At 45.2% G+C, this 3,293-nt stretch carries 6 protein-coding genes; all 6 read left to right on the top strand.

Annotation, left to right across the window (positions count from 1 at the left end; all coding sequences use genetic code 11):
• Positions 1-592, top strand: a 592-nt coding sequence (locus KDK13_RS16065) for a hypothetical protein (protein WP_257285992.1), incomplete at its 5' end; no start/stop codon positions are given.
• A 4-nt stretch (positions 593-596) separates the two neighbouring features.
• On the top strand, positions 597-839 hold the full coding sequence (locus tag KDK13_RS16070) for a hypothetical protein (protein ID WP_257285993.1): 243 nt from the start codon (positions 597-599) through the stop codon (positions 837-839).
• Positions 840-846: 7 nt separating this feature from the next.
• Positions 847-1,404: a hypothetical protein gene (locus KDK13_RS16075; RefSeq protein WP_257285994.1), complete on the top strand. Its 558-nt coding sequence runs from the start codon at positions 847-849 to the stop codon at positions 1,402-1,404.
• Positions 1,397-2,065 (top strand): deoxynucleoside kinase, encoded by a 669-nt coding sequence (locus tag KDK13_RS16080; RefSeq protein ID WP_257285995.1) that lies wholly within the window; start codon positions 1,397-1,399, stop codon positions 2,063-2,065. Before KDK13_RS16075 ends, KDK13_RS16080 begins: the two co-directional genes overlap by 8 nt.
• Positions 2,047-2,670: a Rha family transcriptional regulator gene (locus KDK13_RS16085; RefSeq protein ID WP_257285996.1), complete on the top strand. Its 624-nt coding sequence runs from the start codon at positions 2,047-2,049 to the stop codon at positions 2,668-2,670. Before KDK13_RS16080 ends, KDK13_RS16085 begins: the two co-directional genes overlap by 19 nt.
• A 79-nt stretch (positions 2,671-2,749) precedes the next feature.
• Entirely contained in the window at positions 2,750-2,887 is a 138-nt protein-coding gene (locus tag KDK13_RS16090) for a hypothetical protein (protein WP_257285997.1), read from the top strand.
• Positions 2,888-3,293: the final 406 nt, after the last annotated feature.

Raw genomic sequence — 3,293 nt, forward strand, 5'->3', positions numbered from 1 at the left:
GTCTATGGGTATACCTAAGAACGGACATGAACCTGACCCGTCAGGCGTGCAGTGGACGTTGAATCACAATGGGGTCAATAGTTTCATTGAGATTCCTGAGTGGCAACCCGCTGGCGCGTATGAAGTCGAATGTGATATGTATTCCCTGCCGTTTGAGTCGTGGAAATATATTTACGATACGCACAGCCCCAGGAATTATGTCGTAATTGATGGTGGAAGTAACACTTTAAGATTTGATGCTCGATGGGTTCAGGTATTTGTGGACGGCGTTCAGATACAAGACAAGCGGTTTACACCCAATGGTCCCCATCACGTAAAGGTCCTCGGGATCAAAGCGGGTATCGGCAGAACGAATCGTTTGGGGGGGAGATCGTCCCATCAGACAGTACAAAGTTTTAAAGGGCAACTGACTAACATCAAGCTAACTGACCTTGACAACCCCGGCAACTCACGGTTTTACCCCATGATTATTCGCTCGGAGACTATGCCCGGCGCTACAGAGATTGAGGATGTTTTAGGTGGTCATCACGGGCAGGCAATTAATTTCGGTACGGAGTCCCTATGGGTGCCGCTGCTGGGCGCTCGGGAGTAGTATCATGGAGAACACAAAGCGTTACACAGTATTCTCTATGTCCACTTTGAAACGGCAAGTAGCCCTACTTAAAGACGACATGGAGTTGCCTGAAATAATTAGCCCTCCAAACAATCCAAGGCTCTCTCTTGATGGTACTAGAGGTATTGTTACAGGTATTTTTGAGAATGCCCCTTATGCCAAGCTGCTGACTCAGAGTGAGGCTGAGGAGCTAGTAACCACTCCCGAATGGAGTTCACCGAAGTAGAATAACAATGTGCTTTAACTCCCATATAACCTATACGTATGGGAGTATGAAGTCAGGCAAGACACAAAAGCTCTGCAACAGAGTAAACGAAGAGAGTCTTAATGGTCTCTCATTCGCTAATATCTTAGTCCTGAAGCCTGCTACTGACACTCGTAACGTGGACACTGTACGCTCTCGTGCAAGTCTTGAAGTTCCCTGTGTCACTGTAGGCTCTGTCTATGATGTGTCTGCTGCCTTCCTTCGTACTCCTCCCTCCATTGTCTTTATAGATGAGACCCAATTCCTGAGCTTAGAGCTACTTGAAGCTATTCTGCACTTTGCAGAGGCTAATGGTTCTGACTTAGAGTTCTTCGGTCTGGATAAAGATTACCGTGGAAATCAATTTGCTCGCCACTTAGACCTAATGAATATCGCTGATGAAGTAGAGCAATTATATGCTCGCTGTGATGTTTGTGGTCTTAAAGCTGAGTACTCCAAGTTGCTTGGAGATAATAACGTAGAAACAACAATTATAATCGGGGACGAAATCTATTCGCCTCGCTGCGAGATTCACTTTAATGGTTAAACAAGAAAACAAATTCATTGCAGTGGAGGCTAATATCGGTGCTGGTAAATCTACGCTGCTTCCTAAGCTCGTAGACGCACTGAATCAATTTGATATTGTCACTCCCTTTAAATGGGAACAGATTCAAGAACCGCTTGATGACCCTGAGTTCCTGAGATTGCTTGATGTCTTCTACGCTAATCCTAATAGCACTGAAGCCCGTCTTGATTTCCAAATGTATATCACTGAGCGTCGATCACGGCTGGTCAAAGACTTACCTCGTAACGTTAATTACGTCATTGAGCGTTCTCTATTCTCAGACATCATCTTCTCTCAGGCAAACATGCTGTCAATGGAATGTCCTACAGGCGAATACCTGAAGTACTTCTACAACATCAAGTCTCGGCTTGAAGAGTATCCCTTCGTTGAAGCCTGCGTTTACCTGAAGACCAATCCGTACATTAGCTATGACAGAATGGTTAGTCGTGGTCGTGAGTCCGAAATGTCTATGCCAGTGTCTTACATGCGGGACATCCACTTATACCATGAGGCTTGTCTTCCTCAGATTTGCCGTGAGTATGGCTCAAGGTTACTGACCTACGAGTGGGATACTTTTGGTGATGAATTCGCTATTGCTCAATCTATTCTGGAGAACCTGAAGGAATGCAGACTGCCCTACTGAAAATTGATACAGATACAATGACCATGAGTAGCCTTGATCTGGCTGAAGTGGTCAGTGTCCGTCACGATCATTTTATGGCTAAGGTATTGAAAGTATTGGGAGAAGAAGTAGCCCCAAATTTTCGGGGCTACTATATTGCCACCAATGGTAAGCAAAACCCTTGCTATCATCTGCCTGAACGTGAAGCCTGCCTAATGGCTATGTCATATAGTTATGAACTGCAAGCTCGAGTGTATGACGAATGGCAACGGCTAAAGACACAAGTACCTCAAAGCAAACCCCTGACCACACAAGAAATACTGCAAATAGCGCATGATGAAGTCCTGCGTCTTTCTTATGTGGTGGAACAGAAGTCTGATAACTGTTTGCAACTGACAGTTACCGAGATTGGTCATCGATTGAAGCTCAAGCCTAACGATGTTAATAAGCTGCTGATTGCGAATGGCTTTCAGACGGAACAGCGTATTTGTGGCGGTAGAAGCTACACGCCTACCGAGAAGGGTAAACTCTACGCTGTGCCTGCAACTTCAGCACAGACTCGGCAACAGAGTTTGCGATGGACTTCTGACACTGTTTCTGTACTCCAGCCTTTAATCCTACCTTAAAGACTCAGAGGGTCTTATGTCTAACTTAAAGTTTAACTTCATCCAACATGAAGCACTCATAGAACACTTGGAGGCCAATATGTTTCCACGAAAGGACTATGACCCCAAGGTCTCAGACCGAGACATTATGTTCTCTGAAGGTATCAATCACGTCATTAAAACTCTTAAAGCCAAGCTCAAAGAGCAACAGGAAGAGAAGCATGACGTTTTACGTTAAGGATTAAATTATGTGCATGGGTTCATCCCCTCTAGCACCGATGGACTGGAAGGGAGTTGGTAAGTTGGAGTGTCCTGTGTGGCCACTTGCAGGAAGCAGGGAAGGGACGGTCAATTTAGAGCATTCTCTTGCTCTATCAAGAAAGGGCATCCTGTCTGCCTCAAGATTCGTATAGCGACTTGAGGCATCACTTAGCTCTCTCCCGTCTTTGTTATTCTTATTCTTGGGAGACATGCTTTACCTAGACTGCGATACCTGAACTCTTGCTACCAGTACCACCCATAGTTTTACGCTTGATCGTCAAGCTAGACTTACCGTCTTTTTTCCCTGTCTTCAGTGACTTGTTGTCATTGTTGGTCAGAGACCCCTTAGTTGTAGCTTTCTTTTTTCGGGGTCTTTCTGTACT

Origin of the sequence: Endozoicomonas sp. SESOKO1 (assembly GCF_024606265.1) — a bacterium.
Taxonomy (GTDB): domain Bacteria; phylum Pseudomonadota; class Gammaproteobacteria; order Pseudomonadales; family Endozoicomonadaceae; genus Endozoicomonas.